The 22,437-nt window shown below is 43.2% G+C and carries 13 protein-coding genes and 1 tRNA gene; 3 read left to right on the top strand and 11 right to left on the bottom strand.

What is annotated here, in order from left to right:
- Positions 1 to 29: 29 nt before the first annotated feature.
- Entirely contained in the window at positions 30 to 1,085 is a 1,056-nt protein-coding gene (ribD, locus tag FAZ15_RS19595; RefSeq protein ID WP_136903066.1) for a bifunctional diaminohydroxyphosphoribosylaminopyrimidine deaminase/5-amino-6-(5-phosphoribosylamino)uracil reductase RibD, read from the bottom strand.
- Positions 1,086 to 1,140: 55 nt separating this feature from the next.
- Here ribD and prmC point away from each other — a divergent pair, with 55 nt between their 5' ends.
- The gene (prmC, locus tag FAZ15_RS19590; protein ID WP_136903065.1) at positions 1,141 to 2,013 is read left to right on the top strand and encodes a peptide chain release factor N(5)-glutamine methyltransferase; all 873 of its coding nucleotides are present in this window, start codon (positions 1,141 to 1,143) and stop codon (positions 2,011 to 2,013) included.
- Positions 2,014 to 2,215: 202 nt separating this feature from the next.
- Positions 2,216 to 2,288, top strand: a tRNA-Lys gene (locus FAZ15_RS19585).
- Between the two features lie 206 nt (positions 2,289 to 2,494).
- On the opposite strand, the gene FAZ15_RS19580 is transcribed toward FAZ15_RS19585, so the two are convergent.
- From FAZ15_RS19580 to FAZ15_RS19535, 10 genes are read right to left on the bottom strand one after another with little or no spacing between them, the layout of a single operon-like run.
- Positions 2,495 to 6,844, bottom strand: coding sequence for a GH92 family glycosyl hydrolase (locus FAZ15_RS19580; RefSeq protein WP_136903064.1), 4,350 nt, complete (start codon positions 6,842 to 6,844; stop codon positions 2,495 to 2,497).
- A 27-nt stretch (positions 6,845 to 6,871) separates the two neighbouring features.
- Positions 6,872 to 9,238: a GH92 family glycosyl hydrolase gene (locus FAZ15_RS19575; protein ID WP_136903063.1), complete on the bottom strand. Its 2,367-nt coding sequence runs from the start codon at positions 9,236 to 9,238 to the stop codon at positions 6,872 to 6,874.
- 26 nt (positions 9,239 to 9,264) lie between these two features.
- Positions 9,265 to 10,443 carry a glycoside hydrolase family 76 protein gene (locus FAZ15_RS19570; protein WP_136903062.1) on the bottom strand — a complete coding sequence of 393 codons (1,179 nt, stop codon included), beginning with the start codon at positions 10,441 to 10,443 and terminating at the stop codon, positions 9,265 to 9,267.
- 5 nt (positions 10,444 to 10,448) lie between these two features.
- Complete coding sequence (locus tag FAZ15_RS19565; protein ID WP_162305019.1) at positions 10,449 to 11,645, bottom strand: glycoside hydrolase family 76 protein; 1,197 nt, start codon at positions 11,643 to 11,645, stop codon at positions 10,449 to 10,451.
- 4 nt (positions 11,646 to 11,649) lie between these two features.
- A complete protein-coding gene (locus FAZ15_RS19560) occupies positions 11,650 to 12,792 on the bottom strand; it encodes a SusE domain-containing protein (protein ID WP_136903060.1) in 1,143 nt (380 codons plus the stop codon).
- Positions 12,793 to 12,809: 17 nt separating this feature from the next.
- Positions 12,810 to 14,414: a RagB/SusD family nutrient uptake outer membrane protein gene (locus tag FAZ15_RS19555; protein ID WP_202912458.1), complete on the bottom strand. Its 1,605-nt coding sequence runs from the start codon at positions 14,412 to 14,414 to the stop codon at positions 12,810 to 12,812.
- Positions 14,415 to 14,425: 11 nt separating this feature from the next.
- Positions 14,426 to 17,473, bottom strand: coding sequence for a SusC/RagA family TonB-linked outer membrane protein (locus tag FAZ15_RS19550; RefSeq protein WP_136903059.1), 3,048 nt, complete (start codon positions 17,471 to 17,473; stop codon positions 14,426 to 14,428).
- Between the two features lie 33 nt (positions 17,474 to 17,506).
- On the bottom strand, positions 17,507 to 18,604 hold the full coding sequence (locus FAZ15_RS19545) for an ROK family protein (protein ID WP_136903058.1): 1,098 nt from the start codon (positions 18,602 to 18,604) through the stop codon (positions 17,507 to 17,509).
- 4 nt (positions 18,605 to 18,608) lie between these two features.
- Positions 18,609 to 19,766, bottom strand: a complete 1,158-nt coding sequence (locus FAZ15_RS19540) for an MFS transporter (RefSeq protein WP_136903056.1) — start codon at positions 19,764 to 19,766, stop codon at positions 18,609 to 18,611.
- 25 nt (positions 19,767 to 19,791) lie between these two features.
- Complete coding sequence (locus FAZ15_RS19535) at positions 19,792 to 21,516, bottom strand: class I mannose-6-phosphate isomerase (protein ID WP_136903054.1); 1,725 nt, start codon at positions 21,514 to 21,516, stop codon at positions 19,792 to 19,794.
- 125 nt (positions 21,517 to 21,641) lie between these two features.
- On the opposite strand from FAZ15_RS19535, the gene FAZ15_RS19530 reads away from it, so the two are divergent.
- Positions 21,642 to 22,376 (top strand): GntR family transcriptional regulator, encoded by a 735-nt coding sequence (locus FAZ15_RS19530; RefSeq protein ID WP_136903052.1) that lies wholly within the window; start codon positions 21,642 to 21,644, stop codon positions 22,374 to 22,376.
- The last annotated feature ends 61 nt before the right edge of the window (positions 22,377 to 22,437 follow it).

The following is a 22,437-nucleotide window of genomic DNA, read 5'->3' as shown; positions in this document are numbered from 1 at the left end:
GTTTTAATATGTCATTTTAAAATAAATCACTAATGAATTGGATAATAGATCAATAATTGATCATCGGAGACTTGCAATTTCCGATCTAAAACACCGCCTATTTTTGGAGAAATCACCCCAGTTCCCCACGATTCTTTGGACTCAAAAACCCGCGCTTCATCCCATAGACCCGCATCTATAAACATCTGTAGGGTTTTAGCGCCACCTTCGATAATAATAGATTGCACATCCATCAAGTACAATTGATATAAGATGTTTTGAGGTAGGTATAGGTCAAAGTTTTCCATTTCGATATATTTAAGATTCTGATTCCATTCCGATTTCACCGCATTAAAAACAATTGTTTCGATAGATTGATCCAAAAGATAATAATCGGCTGGAACATCAAGATTCTTATCGATCAAAATCCGCTTCGGAGACTTGCCCGTCCAGCATCGATTTGTTAAACTTGGATTATCAATTAGCGCCGTATTCTTCCCTACCAAGATAGCATCTTCTTCGCTGCGCCATTTGTGTACCAACTGCTTACTTGCAGCGTTGCTTATCCAATGCTGAGCTTTATCGGCAGGCGCAAAATATCCATCATCAGTTTCGGCCCATTTTAAAACCACATAAGGTCTGCTTTTGTTTATCTGCGTAAAGAATCTACGATTTATATACTGGCATTTATCTTCCAATACTCCTGTAACAACCTCTATTCCGGCCGATCGAAGTTTTGCTATCCCCAGACCATTTACCTTAGAGAAAGGGTCTGAACAACCTATAACAACTTTTGGTAAACCATAAGCAATCAGCATATCTGCACAGGGTGGGGTTTTTCCGAAATGCGCACAAGGCTCCAAACTTACGTAAATGGTGCTATCAGCCAATAGTTGATTTGCTTTTTCCGTTCCGTATTTTGTAACGACAGATTGTACAGCGTTGACCTCTGCATGCGGTCCGCCATATGGAGAAGTATACCCTTCTCCGATTATGGTATCTTGATACACAACGACTGCACCTACCATCGGATTTGGGCTCACTGTTCCCATTCCTAAAACAGCAAGATCCAAACACCTTTGCATATAATATTCACGCCTATCCATACAACAAACTTAGTGAATTGCGCCTAAATAATGCATAATATTGTAAGTTTGTATCATGAACACATGGCGTGATATCGAACAAGTTTTTTTAGATGAATTAGCTAATCTATATGATCCGGCAGAAATTAAAGCGATTTTTCATATTGCTATCGAACACATTACTCAGCTAAAAAAAACGAACTACTTACTTGAGAAAAGTAGCGCTATTACTTCAGATCAACAGCATCAATTACTTGAAATGCTCCATCAATTAAAATACGGCAAACCTATACAACATCTTACCGGCAGCACACATTTTTATGGACTCGACTTTAATGTCAATGAACATACATTGATTCCTAGACCAGAGACAGAAGAATTGGTAGATTTGATATTGAAATCACACGGCACACAGAGAAATCTACGTCTAATAGATATTGGAACAGGTACCGGATGCATTCCCGTTAGCATTGCGAAACACATACAAGATGCAAAAATCTGGGCTATAGATATTTCATCAGAAGCCCTTGGAATTGCTAAACAAAATGCGGAAAAACAAAAAGTAGATATTCAGTTTGTCCATGCAGATATTTTAGAATGGGAGTATTTGTTTACTAATGGTGAACGATTTGATATTATTGTAAGTAACCCGCCTTACATTACATCAGCAGAGAAAGAAGAGATGCATCAAAATGTCCTTGCCTTTGAGCCACATCTCGCCCTATTTGTTGAAAGCAGTGCTCCACTGATTTTCTATGACTACATTTCGGACTTCGCATTGGCACATCTGGAGGAAACTGGCATGCTTTATTTCGAGATCAATCAATATCTAAGCCATGAAACGGCATCCTTACTTCACAAAAAGGGATTTACACAAGTCACGATTCTAAAAGACATCAATGGTGTAGACCGCATGATCAGTGCAAAAAAAGCAACAACCTCCTATTAAATTAATAAATAGATTATTTCAAACTGAAACCTACTTGGCGCAGGCAAGCAAGCTTCATTGCTATTAAAAAAATTATTCCAATGAAAAACAAAGACTTAATACTTTTTAAACAAAATAAAAACCATTTCATTTGGTCTGTATTATAGATTTTTTTACCTTTGCATCACTTCAAACATCGAAGGATAATTCAATACAGAATTAGGATTCCGTAGCTCAGCTGGTAGAGCAATACACTTTTAATGTATGGGTCCTGGGTTCGAATCCCAGCGGGATCACAACAAAAAGCTCAATCGAAAGATTGGGCTTTTTTTGTGCCCAAAGGGATGAGAACAGAAGCGTTGGGATGGGTTCGAACAATTTCTTGGCAGCCTTGAGTACGGGGAAAGCGGGACGCCAACAATCCCAGCGGGATCACAACAAAAAGCTCAATCGAAAGATTGGGCTTTTTTTGTATCCAAAGGAATGAAAACGAATAATATTATTATTGCTCAGATGCCGATGCGGCATATTCTTCCAGTAATATAATCGCATCGTACAATACGCCGGCCGACCCTCTAAACGAACCAGAACCACTTGGTTTATTGTCAATGGCATAAAATTCAAAGAAGCCATTATTCACTAACACACGGTCAAGCATCGGGATAATCTGCTCATAAGCCTGCTGATAAAAACCATTCCTGATCATCTGTTTGATAATACGTCCGCCAAACCAAGTCCAGTCTCCTCCATTCTGATAATGGTAGGGAGACATGCCCGGATTTTGAAAACTGCCTTCGGGATAGGTAGGATAAATTGTTAATCCTACAGAAGGTGCCCCTAATTTTTCAACATTCTCTATCATTTTATCAAATGAGGCCTTTGCTTGTTCCCTCGAAAGTAAATTTGCTTCGATGGCAATTGCAGTACCGCCATGATAAAAGATTTCATCTTCATTAAACGTAGAAGGAAAAGGCGATTTATCCAGATACACATGGGGGATGAATTTTTGCCGGTCTGCATCCCATAAATGCTTCATAGCGTTTGTTGCGATATCTTTTCTGATTTTTTCCCACTTACGGTTACCATCAGAAACCAGTTCAAGATAATTATCGATAGCAACCAAAAACATGGCATTATCATAAATATCAATAGCGAGGTTGGAGTTCTCATCGAGGTAAACTCCCCACTCATGTTCCGGTTGGACATCGCCCCAATCAGCTGTTGTGGCCCCCCAAAGCAATCCATACCTCTTGTTATAGCGATGCTTGATGAGAAAATCCAGCGCTAAAGCTAAACGTTTTTTTACGGTGATACCGCCAATCGCTTCATCTAAGAAGCTTTTGTCTCCTGTAGCCATAATATATTTATAAACAGCTTGGATCAACGAGGATTCCTGATCGGTTTCTACTGTATTTTTGTGTCCGGCATAATCAGGCTCCAGTTCAGAATAAATGTATTGATAAGCTTCGACAGCGCTTTCAACCTTCTTCTTTGGTACGAAACCATCAATGATGTTTCCGTCCTTTCCTTGCAGCCTAAAGAATACCCTTAGGTTTTCTCTAACGGATTTAGGGTCATGAACCATACTCGCCACAGTGATGAACGTATTATAATCTCTGATCCACACTTCGCTGTAACCATCACCCGCCGTAAATCCGCTTTTAACGAGCTCAACGGCCTTATCCTTCACCGTCGACAGACGGGAATCGGAACGGATTTGGGCTTTCAGATCCCCAAATCCCCAGCTTTTATTAGGTTCTGGCCCCATTTCAAGCACTAAACTGCCCCCTTTTAGAAGTTCCTTTGCCGGAAATTTAAAATCATTCAGAGGCTTCCCGTTAAGGGTTGCTGTTTGAATATAAATATTGGTCTTGCTGGTGTTTTTAGCTTCGATGGTGAAGCGCTCTCCACGGTTATACCTGCCACCAAGATTGATGGTAACTTTTTCAAATAGCGGGCTTCCTATTTCATAGACAGGTTCTACCCGTGTACCTCCATCCATCTGGAAGAGGCCAATGGCGTTCATCAGATACCACGCACTCATTTGCCCTTGATCTTCGTCTCCTAAATAGGCATTCGATACACCAGACCCGTAGTATCGCTCACCGATTGAGCGGCTCCATTTTTGTGTAACCCATGGTTTTTTGACCCAATTAAACAAATAAGCAAAATGCATGGATTGCTGGTTGCCTTGCACGACAGGATAATCCCAATATTGATCATTAGGTCCATTGTAACGCCACTTATTGCTCTCCTCAAAGCCCCAATCGAGACGTTCAAGAAATTTATCCCGTCCAATGAGATCTGCCAGATCAATAACATCCTGTGGTACAAAGAACGTAAGTTGCCAGGCATTGCCCTCCACATAATGTTCATTGGCACCCGATTTAAAAGGATCGAAATCTGAAAGCCAATTGCCGTCCGAATTTTTCATGCGTGCATAGCCGGTTTCTGGGTCAATTACATTCTTCCACCATTGCCCACGCTCATTGAAAATTTCATAATCGTCCGTTTTTCTCAAGGCTTTAGCAAATTGACCGACCGTCCAGTCGTCAAAACTATATTCAAGCGAATTGGAGAACCTGCCTTTGTCAAAAGGAACATATTTATATTTTAAATAAGCTTCAAGATCACGATTACCGGCAAAACCACCTGCTACTACTTCGGGAAGCGTTGTTTGCATTTTTTTCACCGCTTCAAAAGCTTTTTCGACATCATAATCCCGGATACCCATTTGATAAGCCCCCACAATAAGCGGGATTTCATGCTCAGCAACCATCACAGGAATATATTCCATACCTGCAGGTCCTTTAGCAAGCCAACCATTAGCATCATACATTGCTAATTGCGATCGCACCCAGCGGTTGCTCCATTCTGGAGTAACGAGGTTCCAAAACTGGTTAAGGTTCCAGAAGGTATTCCAGAAAGCATCGCAGCCGAGAGCCAAGTCATCTGCACGCGTAAACTTGTGAATCTTTTCATCCGCGGATCGCCAGCTTCCATCTACATCACTGAAAATATTGCGACTAGCGAGAGCCCGATACATGTTGGTATAAAATTTCTCTTTCTGCAAGTAGTCATTGCTGCCCACTTCTATCCGGCTCAGTAACTCGTTCCAGGTTGATCGGTTTTGAGCAACTACCCCGTCAAACGACCACCCAAATGGAACGCTGATTTCTTGCTGAAGGTTTAATGCAGCATTTTCGACACTTACATAAGATATGCCGGTACGAAGTTGAACGATTTTACTATTTTTAAGATCGAATTCGACAAATAGCCCCGCGTTTTTTGCGTTGTTTGCGTGTAGATTTTTTTTAACGCTGACTTGATCATTCAGCCACGAACCATAATTGATGATAGGCTGATCAAACTCCATGACGAAATGTACAATATAATCTTGATTTACGCCACCAGACCACACATTTTCTGATCGCTGTTCGCTTACTCCTTCTATTCGGGTATCGCTTACTTTTGTGATCTTTACCCCCTGCAATTCATAATCGTATTCTGCAGGGATTTTAAGATCAACCATAATTCTGCCTGTATCCCCCTCATTGTAGGTGTATCGTTGAAAACTGCTTCGAGTTAAAGCTGTTAATTCAGCACGAATGTTATAGTCGGTAAGATCTACTTTATAATATCCCAGTGGGGCTTTTTCTGTTGTTTTATCAATTTTCGACCGATAGCCTCCCTCCAGACCATTTTGATCACCAACAAAAGTGATCAATTCACCGGTTACCGGAAATGTCCCCAATCCCGCCATGGTCCACTCGTGGATATGGCTGAATGTACCTATGGATTCAAAAGTTGGGTCATAACCCGCTTGCCATCCGCGGTTTTGATTATCCGGGCTCAGTTTGACCATGCTAAATGGCATCCATGGCCCCGGCGCCAGCATCCAACGTGAATGGGCAGCACCAATCATGGTATTGACATAATCAGCAGAACTCACCTCTTGCTGAGGTTCACGAACGACCGTTCCGGAAGTATATTCTTTATTGTTGATCAGTATTTTATAGGAGCTGGTTTTCTTACCGGTTACTGAAGGCATGGGAGCTTCCAGAATAGCGCGACCAGCCTCAAGCCGTTGATTCATGATTTCTTTACCATCAAGCTGTACAGCAATTGTAGGCATATCATATACATCAACGACATCGATTAGAAGAGTTTGCTTATTATCTGCAGTCTGAAACGTCGCTGGTCGTATGCTCCTTATTAATGCATCAGCCGCCGGCTTTAATGCCGCCTGCTCGGGACCGACTAACTTAATTTCGTCAAAAGCAATCCAACCGCCATCGAGTGAAGTAATCACGATTTCATTGTAACCTTCTTTGATTAAATCATCCGGCAATACGAATTCGACAACTTGCTCCTGGTCTTTGGTAAAAGGACCTATCGGATCAGCGTTTCCTTTTCCCTTTTCGAGCCTGAAGATGTAAGGCTTATCATTCACGAGTAGCTTAAGAACAGAGCCATGCTTTGGATCGACACCAAGAAGATCCAAGGAAAGATTCCAGGATCTATTGCGCGGAAATTCATTCAGCTCAAAACTGAGTGTTATAAAATGAGAACGGATACCTGCGGTATTTCCCGTTCCTCCCCAAGCATTTTTTGGTCCGGGCAGTACAAAAGGAAACTCGGTTTGCGTGTCGGCCGATCCGATCAAAAAACATCGGTCTTCATAGCCAAAATCATACTCAAGGAACTTTTCGAACGACTTCGGATATAAAGACATATCATCACTCTGATTGTCATTGCTACCAATCTGCCAAACGACATGCTGCTGGGCATATATTGACGTGGCATTAAATATAAGACCGAACGTAATTAAAATAAACTGAATGCGTATCATATTAGTTAGTATTTGACTTCGCAAGTTCTACTGCTTTAAATCATGATTTGGCTCCGTTCCCATTTCTATTTTCAGTATTCCGCCGTTTACTACATCCTGAAATGGTATAGCTACCGATTGTTGTGCTTTACCATTTATGTTGAGTGACTGCACATACATGTTTTCCGGAGCGTTGTTCCGTGCTTCAATAACAAACTTATCGCCTTTATAATATTTCTTATTTAACTTCACCTCTATACGATCAAATAGAGGACTACCAATCTGGAATTCTGGATTGATCTGTGTTAAACCTTTCACGTCAAACAACCCCATTCCCGCCATCACGTACCACGCGCCCAGCTGTCCCTGGTCTTCGTCCTGACCGTATCCGTAGCCATGTAATCCATCAACACCGTAAAATTCATTACAGATCGCGCGTACCCATTTTTGGGTCAAATACGGCTTTCCGGAGAAATTGAACAACCAGGATACATGCAGGTTTGGCTGGTTACCGTGGTTATACAATGCATGTACGCCAGCAAATGCATCCACTGTTTTACCACCACCAAAGGTATTTTTTTGAGAATGAATAAAAATACTGTCCAAACGCTCGTTAAAGACATCCTGCCCCACTTTATCAATTAATTTATTCGGTTCGTGCGGCACGTAAAAAGTATACTGTATAGCGTTACCTTCCTGAAAGCCTGCCCACGCTGCCATAGGATCAAAGTTTTTCAAGAAACTTCCATCCAACATGCGTGGACGGATCAGTTCGGTTTCGGAATCAAAGAGATTCTCCCAGTTTGATGCCATTTTAGAAAGACGTTGATAATCGTCTTCTTTATTTAAGTTCTTTGCGAATTGGGCCACAGCATAGCTACTAAAAGAATACTCCATGGTATGGGAAGCTCCAAACACCGAACCTTCATCCTGCTTAGTAATGAAGTAATCGTCACTTGGAATATATGGACAGTAGCCACGTTTTACAAACGCCCCAACATCCAACTTACCTGCGCCAGAAGGTCGATTGACCTCATCGATCTCATTCTTTAACGCTGCTTCATATCCGAGTTGGTAATCAAAATCCCGGATCCCACAATTATAAGCAGCCGCGATAGCGAGACTAGTAAAATTCGTTCCAACACCAGACACGTATTTGCTATTAGCAATTCCATCGCCTAGCCAACCCGTTTCTTTATACACCAATAACTGGCTCTGTACCCAATCCGAATAATATTCTGGATAAGCTAATGCCCATAATTGGGTGAGGTTCCAAAATCCACCCCAGATTGCATCCGTATTATAATAATTATACGTTGGTTTTTGATTTTTATCCAATGGAAGGTGTCCAATAGTACCGTCATTTTTAGGATATGCCCCATTGACATCATTTGCCAATCCTCTTCCCAACAGGGCATGGTAGAGTCCGGTATAGAACTTTACCTTATCTTCCTGACGACCCCCTTCTACCTGTATACGTCCAAGCATATCGTTCCATCGTTGTGATGCTTTTTCCATGGCGCTATCAAAATTCTGATCCAAGGCCTCCGCCTCATAGTTCAGTTTTGCATTTTCAATCGATGTGTAAGATTGGCCTATTGTTACCGTAATCTGCTCATCCGTTGCTGTATTATATTTCACAGCCAAGCAGGCTCCCGCTCCCTTTATTTCTTTCTCAGTGGTAACCGTATCCGCGCGCAGGAATGTCTTAGCATCCGTAAAAGGTTTACTCAACTTCGCATAGAAGTACATATTTACGGAAGCCTCCGGTTGGTACTTTTTGACGTATTCTGGCTTCGTTATTACATAACCTTCAATAGTCGTATCATCGATCACTTTAATATAAGCATCTTCTACAGCACCGCTTTCGCCCAATTTGTTTCCAATATCAAATAAGATATACGACTCATCCGACTGCGGAAACGTATACCGTTGGTATCCTACCCGATCCGCTGCAGTAAGCTCTACTTTGGTGTTGTATTTATCCAGCAAGACGCTATAAAATCCAGATGTAGCATACTCATTTTCCTTTTTGAAAACGGACCGGTAACCCTCAGCAGAGTTTTCTAATGTTCCCGGTTTGGTCTTTAACTCCCCGACAATTGGCATCAACATTACACCTCCGATCTGGAATTCATGAAAACAAGCAAAGCCTTCGATAGAGCTGTGGCCATCTTCGTATCCTACGGCTTCCCAACCGTTCGCATTCCCATAGGACCCGTTAGTAGACGGCCCCAGTTTGGCCATTCCAAAAGGCACGGCAGCAGGTGTATAGAAGAACCAGCGACTGTGTACCGATCCTATATTGGGATTCACATGATCTGACAATTTTTCTACAGTTTCTCTGTTTCCTGCACAGGATGAGATCAGTATATGGAGAGTTGCCAGCAATAAGAGTAGATTCGTTTGTTTCATTTTATATACGTTATTGAAAGTTATTATTAACCGCCCTTATTTTTAATCAGGGCAATACGGGCATACAGTTCGGCCATACAGGATGTATCCAGTAACCATTTCGGCTTTTTCATCTCATCTTTTCGACCCGTCCAATCTGCACAAGGTAAGCCTTCTTCGTCACGCGCATGCTCCCATGCCCAATCCGCGCGTTCGATTACTGCATCCACATATTTGGGGTTTTGATCGATCTCGTACAATTCGTGATAACCTCTAAATAATACCAGGGTGAACCAAGGAATATCCTTGACCTGTGGAATACCTTCCGTGGTATAATCGAAGTAGTATCTATAAGAGCCTTCTGCCAACGCATGAGCATCCTCCAGATATTTGGCGTTGCTTGTGATCTTATATAGCCTCACGGCCGATTGAATCATCGTACCCGTATTATATGTATAAGCGTGTTTCTGCACGTGTCCTGTCGTACGATCCGGGGTCAGCAATGCATTCCATATGATGCCCAGCGTGTCATCACGAAGTGTAGCAAGCATCCAGTTATACGATTTCATGGCGTAATGTAGATATTTTTCTTCACCCGAAGCCTGATAAATCTTCAAAGCCAACACTGTAGCTTTGCCGTTACTACAGGCAGGCTTTTGATCATCTATCCCTTCCAGCCAGGAGACACCACCGCCGAAACTGTCTGTCCAACCGCTCTCGATGAAGGTCATCACCTCTTTCGCTTTCGCTAAGTACGATGCGTCCCCTGTGATTGAATAGGAATCCATATAATCAATACCCACCAAGCCGTTGTCGTCATAATACCGGTCCACGGTTTCAAATTTGGACGGATACGCCTGGTATCCATACGGTGTACGGGTCTTATCCAGGTATTGTTCCACTGCTATTACCATGGAGTCAAGATAAGGTTTAAACCTATTTGGTTTCAACTCCATAAGTACATTGACAGCCGAAAATACCCCGCTCATCGGCCACAGATAAGAAACCTCCTTGGCTTTTTGTCCGCCCTCCTGAAAATACGTTAGGTCCGGTTTGTAACTATTTGGATAATATTCAGCGAATAGTCCATGCTCGTGCACCCGATATTTTTCCCACACAAGCCCGATAGTCTCTTCAGCTCGCTGCAGATAACTACTTTTTTGCTGTGCGTGCACAGTAAATGCCAACATACAGAGCGCTAAAAGTAAAGACAGTCCTGCTTTCATATTCATCAATTTTTAGTTTCTCCGCGATAGAGCGCTAGTGCACCATAGGATTCAACGACAGCGCCCTGCATAAGTAACGAATAATATCTGCCAGGATTAGCTCCGGTCCAGTCCTCATAAAAGAAACCTACATCCGTTCGCGCTTTCTTATACCCATTGTTTATAAAATTGTAATACGTATTGATGTATGTTTTGGCGCTCTCATCATATGCCGCCAAATCGATATAAGCACGCAACAATTTCGTATTAAACCAAGGGTCAGTATCGGTATAGGATAAGATTCCGTTGCGGGTTTTGACGAAATAATCATATGCACCCTGTGCTGTCATTTTTGCTTCTTCCAAATACTGGCTATTTCCGGTAATCTCGGCTAGCCGTATTCCATTTTGTACCATCACACCAGCATTGTACGTCCACAATCGGGTATTTATTGTACCGTTTGCATTCTTATCGTTCCAGTAGCATTTTGTAGCCGGATCATACAGGTTGGCGCGCAACCAACTGTACAAGCTAGTTGCTAACTGTAGCACATGTGGTTTTTCCGCCTCCGGACACACCTCATAATACATAAGCAGAAAAAGGGTAGCGTAACCGTTTGAGCAGGTGGGCTTGTTGGCTTCAGCAGATGACGGATTGTATCGGTGATCTTCATTCCACCACAAGGCACCTCCTAATTTATCATCCATTCCACTTTCCAAAAACGGCACAATCCGTGCTGCACGTTCGATGTAGGTTACATCCTGCGTAATGTGATAAGCTTCCAGTAAGTTAACCCCAATAATGGAATTGTCGTCGTAAAAACGGGTTCCACCGCCAGTACTCCCATTAGTAGAAGATCCATATCCTCCTATAGTGTTACCGTGCGCAGTTTGTCTATAATATTTTTCAAAGCCCGCAACAATATCGTTGTATCGCACATCATATCCCAATTGATGCAGTTGGGAGGCGCCGCTCACGACCGCATCATACGGCCATAGATAGGAGTAAGTAGCGTCTCCAGACTGCATGGGATAATTCTCCTTAAACAGGTCGCCTGCCTTATAGTATTGATTGATAAGATCAAAAATTTCCTTTGCCCGTGCTGGAGCATTTACCGTTTCTACCGGCGATGTATTATCGTCCGGTTTTACATAGGGCTCTGATCCATCATCACAGCCCGTGATGATAAAAGCAAATAATAGTAAATAACATAACTTCTTCATACGTTTATAAATTTGTAATATTAGAAAATTCATGTACCATCAAATTTTCCTTGTTGGTATTGATTGTAATAGTTGCTCTTTTCGAATTGAGATCGCCTTTCATCTTCCAGAGATGATCCCATTGGCTCCAGGAGAACTCTCCAATTTCGTAAAATGATAAGGGCTCCCCGCCTGCAGGCCGCTCGCTACTTACGCCATCCATTCTTCCCCAGCACTTGTCTGCACCGTTCACGGCTGCGATAAAATAGTATCTTTCCTCTATCCAACTGAGCCATCCCGGCGGATTCGTTTCCGGCTTACTCGGGTCGATAAACCGTATCGCACTGTTCGCTGCGACAAACTTACCATCGCCCACATAAGCTAGCTGACCAATTACATCATATGTTGCTCCCCATATACAGCGTACGTTCGATATAACCTCAGTTTTTACGGACAGTGTATTGAAATCTACTGTAATCCGATAGGGGTTTGTATTGGGCGCTAAATTCATCGTTCCTACACCTTCCATTAGCTTAGTACCATCCAGGTAATAGCCAAATTCCTCTTCTTCGATTTTTCCTTTTAGTTCCAGTTCTCCGTTTCCTGCTACTTTCGAATAGATAATATAGACACCGTCCGCAGCTTTCCGGAATAAAGAACCTTCGGCTCCATTACTTTCATTGCCAGCTCCATATAAATACAGGTTGTTCGGCATATTGTCAATTCCGTCGCCCCGAGTCACTTCGACATCATTTTTTAGATCCGTCGTTTTCACATCCCCTCCTTTGGAGGTCAGTACCGACCACGAAATCTCTCCTGTCTCACCAGGTTTTATGCCCGCTTTTCGCGCAATCGCATTTAGTGTAGCGTGTGTAAGTGTCAATTTGGGCTCCGCGCCGAAATCACTTTTAATCCGTTCTACTGGCTCATATAAGTCTGCCCCTTTTTTGGCGAAGACCACTTCGTATAACACGTACGATCCGTCGCCGGGACCGCCGCCGCTCCAGGATAGAACAATATTATTGGTTGATGTTACATCCAGCCCTACTTTCGCGGGCGATGATAACGCGGTCGGCACCGTAAAATCGGTAGACAGCTGATAGTCTTTCGCACAGCCGTTCAGCAAGAGTAGAACGGCTGCTATAATTGATAAAGATAGATAGTTCATGCTATTCAGTTTAAAGGTTACCATTGCGAATTTTGTGTCAGGTTGCTATTTAAATCTCTTTCATTTTGTGGGATAGGCCACAAATAATGCCTCGCAGCATCAAATTTTCGGTTCTCCACGCGCACATATCCGTTGTCTGTACCCACCGCATCGCCTGTATACAGACCATGACTCCATCCATTGAGTACCTGCTCGGCTATCCGCCAGCGGATAATATCCTTATGCCGTAAACCTTCAAGCGCCAATTCGCTACGGCGCTCACGGCGCACGATTTCTTTCAGGTTACCGCCGGTAGGAAATTCCAGTGCACTGGCTTCCGTAAATCCAGCCCTGCTACGGAGAGGCCGTATGGTCCGATTCCATTCGGTTGCATTCAACTGCCCTTGTTCGGCTAAGGCCTCAGCATGCATCAATAGGATATCCGCGTAGCGCATTAATATAATATTTAGACCCGACATCAGGTTAGATCGGTACGTATTGTCCCAATATTTTTTGATGTAGTATCCAGTAGCCGAGGCATCAGAAGCGAACTCAAATCCGTTAGGCGCCACCCCTTTCCTACTGTCTACGACATGAAGTGAACCGTCGGCCAACGTATACGAGTTGCCCGTATATATAATAGTAGCCGCCAGCCGTGGATCCCGATTAGCAAAGGGATCAGCGGGATCGTAACTCGATAAAGGGGCATCTGCGATTGGATAACCATCCAGGGTGATATAATTATCTACCAATCCCTGTAGCGGAGACAGCTGGGAATAACCACCCAGCGACGGAGGTAGAAAATGGTATTGTACTTGGTGCTCTCTGTCTACAGGCTTGTACTGCACGTCTAACATAACTTCAGCATTATTTTCATGCTGAATATGGAACAGATCTTCATAATTGCTATGCAACGAAAACCCGCCTTCTGCAATAATCTTATTTGTAATGGGTATTACCTCATTGAACCTTGCTGATCCTTCAAACATGAGCATACGTGCTTTAAGCCCCATAGCTGCCCAACGAGTTATGCGCCCGATGTCCTGCGCATCGTACGAAGTAGGAAGATAGTTGTTATCAATAATGCCGGATAGTTCGCTCAGTAAACTGGCTACAATTTCAGATTTGGCCGTCCGCGCTACCGTTCTTGATTCGTCGATGGAAATGACCCTTGTAAAAAAAGGAATATCACCAAATTTGGAATAGAGTTCGAAGTAATGATAGGCCCGGATAAAGATCGCCTCTCCCCGATAACGGTTACGCAGTTCGTCGCTTAATCCGGGTACGCGGTCCAGGTTATCGAGTAGCTGGTTACACTGATGGATCCCGGCATACCGATAGCCCCATACGGAGCGAACGTAATTATCAGCGGTAGAATACGTTCCATTACCGATGGCCTGATTGTGGGAGTTAGACACCTTGGTATAAGCGTTATCCGTCATGGCATCGGCATACATTACCTCGTCGGCATTGTTCATCCCTTGATAACATTTGTTGATCATATACGCAGCCGACTCAGGTTTATTCCAATACTCCACGTCTGTTTCTCTATCGTGTGGCGTCAGGTCAAGGTCGTGACATGACGCAAAAAGCATACAGGCTATGACTGCTGCTATGCTATATCGTAATAGGTGCTTTTTCATAATAATACGTTTTAAAAGTTAAGGTTTAACCCTATAGAAAAGGTTCGGTTTACCGGGTAAATACGCCCACCACCATCAGAAGTCTCCGGATCCCACCCCCCTTTCATATCGGATAAGGTTAAGGCATTCTGTATACTGGTATAGATCCGAAGACGACTTAGCGAAACCCTGTTGGTCCAATTCTCGGGAAATGTATAGCCCAGTTGTACGTTCTTCAGGCGCAGATAGGCCGCATTTTCTATCCAAAAACTTGATTTCGTAGCATTATTAGCCGATTCTGCTCCAACGGTAAGCCGCGGATACCCTGCATCCGGATTAGTTGGTGTCCAGCGATCGACATGAAAATTAAAAACCGGGCCTTCATTATTGTTATGGAAAGCTTCTACCGACTCACCTCTTAACCATACTTTTCGTTGCCCAACTCCTTGCCAGAACATGGAGAAGTCAACACCCTTCCATCCTGCAGCATAATTAAAGCCATATAAAAATCGGGGAAATCTATTTCCCAATACGAAGCGGTCGTCATCTTCCCTGATTAGGCCATCTCCATTTTTGTCTAAGTATCGAATGTCGCCAGGCTTTGGCGTTATCCCATCCAAATGAGGCCCTTGGGCGACCTCCTCTTCATTCTGAAAATATCCGTCCCAACGATAAGCGTAGTAGGAGTTTATGGGATAACCTTCGCGCACTACGGTGTTGACATCAAATCCATTGATCCATTCAGTACCTTTGACGTCGATCACTTTGTTTTTACTATCCGATAAATTTCCACTCACGGTATGATTTACCCCTCCCGTTGTAAATTGGTAGCGTGCGGCTATCTCCCATCCTTTGTTCTGTACCTTACCTGCATTCTGAATCGGTGTTCCACCTCCGAACAAGCCTGGAACTGGAATACCGATAAGGATATCGTATGTATCGTTTACGTAATACTCGCCCGATAGGGTCAATGCATTATTTAAGAAACCTAAGTCAGCTCCTATATTGAACATTTGGGTGGTCTCCCATCTTAAATCCGGATTAACAGCATCAAATGAGGCGACTGGATACATCGTATTGCCAAAATTATATCCTTGAGAAACATTGACTGTGGCCTGGTATTGATAATCCGCAATGCGGTTATTACCTACTAAACCCCAGGATGATCTGATTTTAGCGGAAGGCATGATATTTTTCAGACGCTCGGGATAAAAATTTTCATCGGATACCCGCCATCCAGCAGACATCGAAGGAAACCACGCAGATCGGTTTCCCACCCTGAACTTAGAAGAAATATCGTCACGAAGTTTAAACTCAAACAGGTACTTATCTGCGAAATTATAGTTCATGCTCAAAAATGCCGAATAAATAGACCACTCATTCTGCCATTCCTGATTACCTGTATTGGAGGTCTGTGCCCCTCCCATGATATCGTAATTGGATTCGTCGACCAGTCGGAATGTTTCAAAACGGTTGTCCGTCCCCCCTTCATAAGAATACCCTGCCAGTGTATTGACCGTATGGGCTCCCCAAGTCTTGTCGTACGACAAGATAAGGTTAGTCGTAATATTCTGTATTCGTTGCGAACTATTGGTCATCCGATTCTCCAGATCGCCAGAGCCCGGTATAGCTTTGCGGTTTTCTTTTAGCCGGTTGTTGTACAACTGTGTACCGACCATTCCTCGTAATTTTAATCCATCCAAGATCTTATATTCCGCATTCAGTATACCCGATAAATCGTCATTTGCACTACTCCGTTGTCCTCCTTGCTCCAAACGGGCTAAGGAATTCGAATTGCTCCCCCCAGGGTAGTTATAGTCACCGTTCGCATTTTTTATGGGATAGATCGATGGCATACGCGTAGCCTGCTCAATGAGCCATTCCGTCCAATACGCATGATCTTTTAGTGCATTACGGGAATATGCGGCAAGAACATTCACCTTAAAGCGGTCCGATACCTGAGTTTCCACATTTGTACGAAAATTAAGGCGTTCAAGCCCATAATCAGATCCTTTAAACATACTCTCCTGATCCATATACGCGCCTGAAATTAAGTAGGTAGTCTTTTCACCACCTCCAGAAACCGACAGACTATGCGTTTGCTGTGGCGCATTAGCCCGATAGATTTCTTTCATCCAATTGGCATTGGGACCGTTTACACGGTAATCCCGTATCTGTTCAGAAGAGAATTGAGTCGGTCGACCAGAATTGATGAGTGCTTCATTGCGAAGTTCGGCATATACCCACGAATCGACTATCTGAGGCAAAAAAGTAGGCGTCTGCGCCGCAAGAATATAATCATAAGATACCCGTGAGGTGCCCTTGCTTCCTTTTTTGGTCGTGATAAGAATAACACCGTTAGATGCACGCGATCCATAGATAGCAGCCGAAGCAGCATCTTTCAAGACAGATATACTTTCAATATCCGCCATATTAACATTCTGTATATCACCAATTATACCATCAATTAAAACCATAGGATCATTGTTATTCAACGTATTGATACCACGTATATTAATCGATGGGCGGCTTCCTGGCTGTGAATTACTCTGTTGTATGGTTAAACCAGGGGTCGTACCCTGCAAAGCCTCTACCACGTTGACCACCGGTCTTCCTTCCAGTTCTTTCATGTTAACAGAAGAAATCGCACCCGTTACATTCGCTTTCTTTTGCGTGCCATAGCCGACCACTACCACTTCATCAAGTTCCTCGTTTGTTACCTCGAGTACGATCCGCAAACTTGATCTTCCAGCCACCGAAACTTCCAGTGTCGCGTAGCCGACGTAGGATACCATCAAGGTTGTGTTAGGAGAAGACACATTCAGGGTAAACTGACCTTCAGAATCCGTTCGAGTCACATTCGTTCCGCCTACTTCCTTTACCGACGCTCCTGAAACGGGCGTATTGGATTCGTTGACGACTATGCCCTCTACTGACGTGTTATTGTTCTGAGCTGCTACCGAGAAGGTATGTATACCTAAAAAGAGGCATAATAGGTACCGAAGAAAGATTGTATGTCTTAGGCTGAATAAGCTGGAGGTCTGTCCCCTGCTCTTGATAATGGATAACTTATTTTTCATAACATCATAATTTAATCTTTAGTTATTTATAATCTAATTTCCTAATGTGTGTAACGCATAGGCATAGGCACCTAACGAAATGGCTGTGCTTGTTCCAAGCTTAGTTTTCATGATAAAAGTCGTTTTATGGGGATTGTAGTTTATTTTTTTATTGGTATTTGGTATCCGGATCTGCCTTTGCCCTTCTGCAATAGCCTGATTGAAGTTGCCATCATCGTCGGCTTCGATCACCTCCATTTGCAGACGGGAGAGCCGTTCTCCAGAAAAAGTCGTTAAGGTAGATTTCAATTCGTTTATCAGTGCAGGCATAATGTATTTCGCCGCACCCATAATTCCACCGCCAATAACGACTATACCATCTACAAAAGTGAGTAGATGTGCAATAGCGTCTCCGGCGACTTCGCCAAACTGGGCAAAACTTGTTAGCGCGGCGCGCCGATCACCTTGTTTTTCACCCTCCGCAATGCGAAATATATCGTTAGGTGTTAGCCTCTTGTCCGTAACACCGGCAAGTTCACAGTATACCCGTGTAATGGCGCGTATACTGACGCTTTCTTCGGCAATCATATCGGGAAAAAATTTATTACGAAACACCCACACATCTCCTCCGCAATCGTTATCGCCCGTTAACAAATAATTATTTATCACCACGCCCGACCCAAACCCTGTGCCGAATGTTACACCGATAAGGTTACGATATTCTTTGTTTGCCCCTCGTATTTTTAATTGATTATTCAAGGTCGGCAATGCGCCCGCCAATGCTTCTCCATACGCAAACAGATTACCGTCATTGTTGATAAAAACGGGTATCTGAAAATGTTCCTCTAAAAAAGGGCCAAGCGGAACACCGCCGCGAAATGACGGAAAATTAGGCAAATCATGAATAATCCCGTTTTTGTAATCCGCGGGTCCGGGAAACGCGAAACTTATCGCTACCGGAGCCGTTGGCAACTGATTCCATATATGCGTAAATCCGGTAGTCAACGTTTTCAGGCACTTTTCTAGATCATTCGGATATGCCGGAAGACAGAAAGAGTCCACTATTTCCTTATTCGCTTGAATAGCCGAGAAGACCATATTTGTTCCACCTGCGTCTAAGGTCAATACAATGCGGTTGTCGTAATCGTACATGGGCCTAGTATTTAAATTTATATGAAATCGAACCGATGATAAGCATACTGACCAGTATGACCGACAGCCCGGCTGTGAAGCTAGACATATCGGTAATCAAACCTTGCAACGGCAACACCAAGGCTCCGCCCGATACGCCCATAATCATCAAAGCCGATATTTCGTTTGCATGCTTCATATCATGTTGCAGCGCCAGGGAAAAGATAATCGAAAACACATTGGCGCAGGCAAGCCCAACTATCACAATGGCCGCAAGCAACCCCCATAACGACGAACTGAATATCATACCCACAAAAGCCAAAACAGCCAACACGATAGTACCCCGCAGGAATTTTACGGCAGATAACCTGACCAAAAGTAAGGCGCCAACAAAAGTACCGATGGTGCGCGCGGCAAAGTAGAGACTTGTACCCAACGCAGCATCCTCCAAGGGTATCGCTAGACGGTCCATTAATAGCTGGGGTATACTGGTATTCAGTCCCACATCGATCCCCACAATCAATACGATAACAAGGATACAATTGATGAGGTATTTATCATTCAATAAGGTAAATATCTTTCGGAATGAAGAAGACTTTTCCACGGTCTCCGTCGGTTCGTCAATATGCAGCGTGTAGAGAACAACGATAGATAAAATTGTTGCCAGCCCGTAAAACAAAAATATAAAACGCCAGTCGCCCACCTGCGTTGCCGCAAATCCCACCAGTATAGGACCTAGAAACGAGGCAATTGCCTTGATAAACTGCCCCATAGTCAGTATACTGGTGAGTTTTTCCTTTCGTACGACAGATGCCACCAACGGATTCAACGAAACCTGTAAAATAGTATTTCCAATTCCAAGTAAAGCAAAAGCGAATAATATCCCCAAGTAGCTGTATACGAGGAATGAAATACCCATTGCCAGCGCCGTGATGACCAACGAAACCGCCACCGTTTTCTTTCGACCTATTTTACCCATGAGCACCCCTGTAGGGACAGCACATACGGCAAACCAGACAAATACCATCATCGGTATGATACTAGCCGTTGTTTCCGACAATACAAAATCCTTCTTCACATAGTTCGTCGCTACCCCTACGATATCTACAAACCCCATGATAAAAAAATTGAGAAATATCGGTATCAGCACGAGAGGTGATTTATTTTCTTTGTTGCTTTGCATAACGTATGATCTTAATGTCAAGTAATCAAATCCTTACAGATGCTTTAAGGGTGATGCATTCTTTACCTTCGGAGACCCCATGTGGGCGAATACGATATGCACCCACGGCTGCTGGGATAATGAACGTTTCAGCGTAATGGATAACCATGGGTTCGAAAGCATTCGTTGGACTTTCAACGATAATTTCGTCACCATCTACTAAATTCAGTACGTTGACACTTTCCTTCGTATAATGTGTAACCGGAACGGAGAAAGTATGCCGACGTGTTTCGATAAATTCACTGTTGTGCAGCCCTGTTTGTTCTTCAATCCAGCCCTCGCCTTGGGCAACGACTTTAACATTATTCACCAATTGTGCCTCGGTATATGCGGTATCGCAGTCCCAATTGAGTACTTGTTTACCCCGTTGCACGTTAATTGGGCGCGGCTTTCCATCTAAGCCTAGCCGCTGCCAGTCCCAAAGTTTAAACGTAAATAGATTTGGTGTTGAGCTGATCTCCAGTACCACTGCATTCATTCCGGAACAATGTATTGTACCGGCGGGGATCAGAAAATGATCGTGTTTCTTCGTTGGAATTTTATTCACATATTTATCAGCGTCGAAAACAAGATCGCCTTGTTCCGCCTTATCCAACTCATCCATCATGACGTGACGATCTATACCCGTTTTTAGTCCGATATAGACATGCGCATCTTCTTTCGCCTCCATGATGTAGTAACTCTCATCCTGCGTATAAGGTAGCCCGAAATTATCGCGGGCATATTGGGTGGTCGGGTGTACCTGCAGGCTCAAATTGCCTCCATTTACCGTATCGAGGAAGTCAAAACGGATCGGAAAATCTTTCCCAAAACGCGCTTCAACCGGCTTACCGAGCAATTCAGCGCTCCTCGTATACACCAGATTCACAGAAGGCATTTCGAATACAATGTTATTGACATCAAGGAGTAGACTATTCTCCTCAGGCACACAATCAAAGCCCCAACCGTAATTCACTTTCGACGCATCGAGCTCAAATTTCTTTTTCATCCACTGACCACCCCATGGTGCAGGATCAAAGAAAGGCACCACACGAAAGGGCGAAACAGCTGCTTTGTCCATTCCCGCATAGAACGTCTCCCTGTCTATCATCTTAGGGGCATTGGCAACAACGGTATCGAGCCAATAGTCTACTTTATCGTAAATTGCACGCTTGTGCCTGTCGAGTACACGCCAGTCGTTAAATAGTCCACGCTTATACTGAAGCGAAAAAGGTTCATTTCTATTGTCAATACCTAGTGCAATTGCTTCTTGCTTTCGCATACGCATCTGTATTTCCCACCGCGGCATATCAGCGTAAATCAGGGTATCGGCAATTGATACCAGTTGTGCCCCATGACCGAATATCACCACACGCCCCTTGGCTTCCTTAACCGCAAGCTGCGCAGTTTGCAATTTCTCCTGATCGAAATATTCCGATAAGGAAATATTAGAATTGTATCCAAACAGCACATCATCCGTCATAAAACGGGCTGTTAATGCTTCGGCATCCGATTCCGATATAAATAGATCTTTTGTATGGATAAATAAATCCGTTTCGAACTTCGCAAATTGAGTTTGCAGCTCCTCGTGGTTTATTCCGGTGTAATAATCTATTACTAGGATACTTTTGGCGGTGCTTCTCTTTTCCAAAAGAGAAATAATAGCCTTCCAACCTTCAACAGCAAAACCATTTAATCCGATAGCGGGCTTCTTCTTGTAAGTACTTAACATGTCTATAATTGAATAATTGTTCAGTCATATGATTAGTATGTATAAACATATAACAGAACAAATATATTATCATTTCATTAAAAAACAAAAAATTCATATTATTTTTTTATTTTTATACACGAAACATGGAATTACAAATAGATCACAAAAGCTCGATACCTTTCCATAAACAGGCAGAAGAGCTTATTCGGAGGCTTATCGATGAACCAGAATATCGGGATGGACAGTATCTTCCAAAGGAAGTCGACTTGTCTGAACAATTAAAAATATCACGGAACACCTTACGGCAGGCGATTAACACGTTGGTGACAGAAGGATTGCTTGTTCGGAAAAAAGGAGTCGGCACACGCGTGCAGAAAAAGAAAATATTTAGCGGTGTCAGTAACTGGCTCAGTTTTTCCGAGGAAATGCGAATCCTTGGTATAGAAATTTATAATTTTGAACTGCAGATATTTCGGCATGAGGTATCAGCGGAAGTTGCCGCTTTTTTCAACATTGAGGTGTCAACAAAAGTTATGAGACTTGAACGTTTACGCGGAAAAAAGAATGCACCTTTTGTATATTTCATTTCTGAATTTAATCCAAAAATACCCATCTCCGCATCAGAAAACTTTAACCGTCCGCTTTATGAGATCCTCGAAACGGATTATGGCGTTATCGCACTGACCTCCAAAGAAGAGATAAGTGCCGCAGCAGCAGATGCATTTATTGCTTCAAAACTGGAAATAAAACAAGGGGAGCCCATCCTTATCCGAAAACGATATGTTTATGACATAAACAACAATCCTATTGAATATAACGTAGGTTGTTACCGCGCAGATTCCTTTACATACACAATAGAAAGTAAACGGAACATCTGATGGTTCAAACCTCCCATAGGAATCACAAAATAAAGCGCAATCGAAAGATTGGGCTTTTTTT

Origin of the sequence: Sphingobacterium olei, assembly GCF_005048855.1 — a bacterium.
Classification (GTDB): Bacteria; Bacteroidota; Bacteroidia; order Sphingobacteriales; family Sphingobacteriaceae; genus Sphingobacterium; species Sphingobacterium olei.
Note: the sequence above shows the minus strand (reverse complement) of the source record. Positions and strands in the feature narration are given on the sequence as shown.

Bases quoted from the DNA above. Each gene is read 5' to 3' on its own strand.
- ribD (WP_136903066.1), bottom strand. From the start codon at position 1,085: ATGGATAGGCGTGAATATTATATGCAAAGGTGTTTGGATCTTGCTGTT.
- prmC (WP_136903065.1), top strand. From the start codon at position 1,141: ATGAACACATGGCGTGATATCGAACAAGTTTTTTTAGATGAATTAGCT.
- FAZ15_RS19580 (WP_136903064.1), bottom strand. From the start codon at position 6,844: ATGATACGCATTCAGTTTATTTTAATTACGTTCGGTCTTATATTTAAT.
- FAZ15_RS19575 (WP_136903063.1), bottom strand. From the start codon at position 9,238: ATGAAACAAACGAATCTACTCTTATTGCTGGCAACTCTCCATATACTG.
- FAZ15_RS19570 (WP_136903062.1), bottom strand. From the start codon at position 10,443: ATGAAAGCAGGACTGTCTTTACTTTTAGCGCTCTGTATGTTGGCATTT.
- FAZ15_RS19565 (WP_162305019.1), bottom strand. From the start codon at position 11,645: ATGAAGAAGTTATGTTATTTACTATTATTTGCTTTTATCATCACGGGC.
- FAZ15_RS19560 (WP_136903060.1), bottom strand. From the start codon at position 12,792: ATGAACTATCTATCTTTATCAATTATAGCAGCCGTTCTACTCTTGCTG.
- FAZ15_RS19555 (WP_202912458.1), bottom strand. From the start codon at position 14,414: ATGAAAAAGCACCTATTACGATATAGCATAGCAGCAGTCATAGCCTGT.
- FAZ15_RS19550 (WP_136903059.1), bottom strand. From the start codon at position 17,473: ATGAAAAATAAGTTATCCATTATCAAGAGCAGGGGACAGACCTCCAGC.
- FAZ15_RS19545 (WP_136903058.1), bottom strand. From the start codon at position 18,604: ATGTACGATTACGACAACCGCATTGTATTGACCTTAGACGCAGGTGGA.
- FAZ15_RS19540 (WP_136903056.1), bottom strand. From the start codon at position 19,766: ATGCAAAGCAACAAAGAAAATAAATCACCTCTCGTGCTGATACCGATA.
- FAZ15_RS19535 (WP_136903054.1), bottom strand. From the start codon at position 21,516: ATGTTAAGTACTTACAAGAAGAAGCCCGCTATCGGATTAAATGGTTTT.
- FAZ15_RS19530 (WP_136903052.1), top strand. From the start codon at position 21,642: ATGGAATTACAAATAGATCACAAAAGCTCGATACCTTTCCATAAACAG.